The organism is Nocardia lasii, from assembly GCF_042658545.1.
Lineage (GTDB): Bacteria > Actinomycetota > Actinomycetes > Mycobacteriales > Mycobacteriaceae > Nocardia > Nocardia lasii.
Genome location: NZ_JBHSQN010000002.1, coordinates 335,589 through 338,296, shown reverse-complemented (window position 1 = coordinate 338,296; position 2,708 = coordinate 335,589). Strand labels below are relative to the sequence as shown.

3 protein-coding genes are annotated in these 2,708 nt (G+C 66.2%); all 3 read right to left on the bottom strand.

The window, feature by feature from the left end; genetic code table 11:
- On the bottom strand, positions 1–229 hold a 229-nt coding region (locus ACFP3H_RS05335; RefSeq protein WP_378601592.1), incomplete at its 3' end, for a SulP family inorganic anion transporter.
- Positions 230–296: 67 nt separating this feature from the next.
- Positions 297–1,673: an arylsulfatase gene (locus ACFP3H_RS05330; protein WP_378600418.1), complete on the bottom strand. Its 1,377-nt coding sequence runs from the start codon at positions 1,671–1,673 to the stop codon at positions 297–299.
- Between the two features lie 55 nt (positions 1,674–1,728).
- A complete protein-coding gene (locus ACFP3H_RS05325; protein WP_378600416.1) occupies positions 1,729–2,532 on the bottom strand; it encodes a GntR family transcriptional regulator in 804 nt (267 codons plus the stop codon).
- Positions 2,533–2,708 lie beyond the last annotated feature (176 nt).

Below are 2,708 nucleotides of genomic sequence, written 5' to 3'. Positions count from 1 at the left end.
CGGCGATCGTCATCGCGAAGACGATCGAGGTGAACAGCCCGACCCCGGGGCCGACGCCGGCGAGAATCGAGAAGGAGATGGTCTCGGGGATCAATGCCAGCGCGGTGACCATGCCGGCGAAGATCTCGACCCGCAGCGCCCTCGGGTCGCGCAGGGTGGTGACGGTCTGGGTTCGGAGTAGTCGGGTCAGTGGCCGCGACGGTGCCGCGGGCGGAGTGTCGATACGCATGGTGTACCTCGGGAAATGAGGAGAAGAGGGCACCGAGCGGGTGCCCTCTTCTCGATCCTGTGGTGGATCAGACCGCGATGTTCTCGGTCCGTTTCGGTACGAAGTCCAGCGGCGCGCCCGGCGGGATCAGCTCCTCGCGCAGCACGCTCTCCTCGTGGTTGCGGATGATGCGATGTGCGTGCTGCATCACCCACCAGCGCACGAAGGTCTGGTTGACCGGCTCACGTTCCTTGGGGTCCTCGAGCAGGTTGATGATGCGGGCGAAGCCCAGCGGGATCTCCGGGTCGTGGAAGTGCTGCTGGCGCACGAAACTGATCTTGAACTGCGACCACTTGACCGCGTGCAGTTCGTCGTTGAGCCAGACCATGTGCCCCTCACGCGCCGATTCCTCGGCGCCGGCGAAGAATTCGCGCTGGTCGATGCCGTCGATCTCGCGATCGTCGGGGATCTCGCAGCCCGCGAGCAGCAGCAGGGTGGTGAACATGTCGGTCACGTGCATCATCTCGTTGCTCTCGCGCGGCACGACGTGGCCGGGCCAGCGGATGAGCGCGGGGGTGCGGATGCCGCCCTCGGCGGAGCTGAAGTAGGAGCCGTCGAAGAAGCCGGCGGTGCCGCGCCCGGCCAGGTGATCCTCGGGGCCGTTGTCGCCGGCGAAGACCACGATGGTGTTGTCGGCGATGCCGAGTTCGTCGAGCTTGTCGAGGATGCGCTGGAAGTCGTAGTCGAGCATCAGCAGCGCGTCGCCCCAGGCGCCGTTGGTGCTGGTGCCCTTGAACTCCTCGCGCACCTCGATCGGGAAGTGCAGCAGCGAGTGGTTGTGGTAGAGGAAGAACGGCTTCTCCTCCTCGACCGAGCGTTCCATGAATGCCATGGCGCGCCGGTCGTATTCGGCGTCCATGCGGCCCTTGAGTTCGACGGTGAGCTGCTCGTCGGTCAGGTGCACGCCGCCTTCCTTGGTGCCGTCGTACATGTAGGACCAGCCGTCGCGCTCGCCCTTGTACCACGGGTCGTCGGGCCACAGGCACTCGTCGTAGGTGCGGGCGGGCCCGTACCACTCGTCGAAGCCGTGATCGGTGGGCCAGCGGCCGTCCTCGGCGCCGATGTGCCACTTGCCGTAGCAGGCGGTGGCGTAGCCGTCGTCGGACAGGATGTCGCCCATGGTGCGCTCCCAGGCGACGAGCCCGCCGGGGTTGCCGCCGAGCGCGATGGTGTGGTTGCCCGAGCGGATCGGGTAGCGACCGGTCATCAGCGCCGAACGGGTCGGGGTGCACTGCGGTTCGACGACGAAATGCGACAGCTTGAGGCTTTCCGCGGCGAAAGTGTCGATATTCTTGGTGTCGGCGCCGCGCAGAATGCCGCCGCCGAAACAACCGAGCTCACCGAGACCCAGATTATCGACGTGGAAATAGACGATATTGGGACGTGAGCTGGGTGATGCGGACATGGTTGATCCTCATTTCTCTTGCATGGTGAAAAAATCCGGGGAAGGGCCGGCGAGGTCAGTCGGTGGGCAGCGCGCGAGCGTTGATCGAGGTGAGCGTCAGCCGGTCGCCGCGATAGCGCACGGATTCGAGATCGAACGGGGTGCCGTCGGCGAGGGAGGTCAGTCGGTGCAGCAGCAGCACCGGTTCGCCGATCTTGATCTCGAGGTGTCGCGCGGTGCCGCGGTCGGCGGCGACCGCTTCGATCGTGTTCTCGGCTTCGCCGATCCGCACGCCCAAACGTTCCTCGAGCAGGTGGAAGACGTCCTCGTGGGCGAGATCGGCGCCGTCGAGCGCCTCGATGGCTTCGGGGCGCAGCGAGGTGGTGTCGAGCGAGAGCGGGACCCCCGCCACCGACCGCAGTCGTTCGATGAACAGGATCGGGCTGCCCTCGGGGATCGAGAGCTTGCCCGCCACGAACGCGGTGGCGCTCGACGCGCGCGCCGAGAGCACCGTGTTCTCGACCGAGAGTTGGTGTCCGGCAAGCGATTCCGCGAGCCCTTCGAGTCGGTCGATGCGCTGTCGCAGTTTGGCGCCGGTGACCACGGTGCCGAGCCCTTGGACGCGGGTGATGAGTCCTTCCGAGCGCAACAGCTCGAAGGCCTCCCGAATGGCGTTGCGACTGACGCCCCATTCGGCCGCGAGGGTGGTTTCCGGTGGCAACAGCGGCCGGGGTGCGGCCAATCCACCGAATGCGCCATCGAGGATCTGGGAGCGCAGGATGTCGCGAACCCAGCGCGCGGCGTCTTCGCGCGTGCCGGCGTACTTGCGAATGGGGGGTCTGGGGAACCCCGTCGCTGGTGTGCGGCGCCTCGATGTCATAGGAATACTTTCGCAGCGGGTCATTCCTGTTCGTTTACCTGGAAGTTCTCGCCCGGTTACGCCAGTGCTTCGCCCGCATAACCCGCTGGCCAGCGCGTTTTCGGCGGCGAATCACGGCAGATCCGCCGCCGAGTTTCCTCTTGCGAAACGAAGAAGGCCCCGAACGCGTGGTGCGT

Bases quoted from the DNA above. Each gene is read 5' to 3' on its own strand.
- ACFP3H_RS05330 (WP_378600418.1), bottom strand. From the start codon at position 1,673: ATGTCCGCATCACCCAGCTCACGTCCCAATATCGTCTATTTCCACGTC.
- ACFP3H_RS05325 (WP_378600416.1), bottom strand. From the start codon at position 2,532: ATGACATCGAGGCGCCGCACACCAGCGACGGGGTTCCCCAGACCCCCC.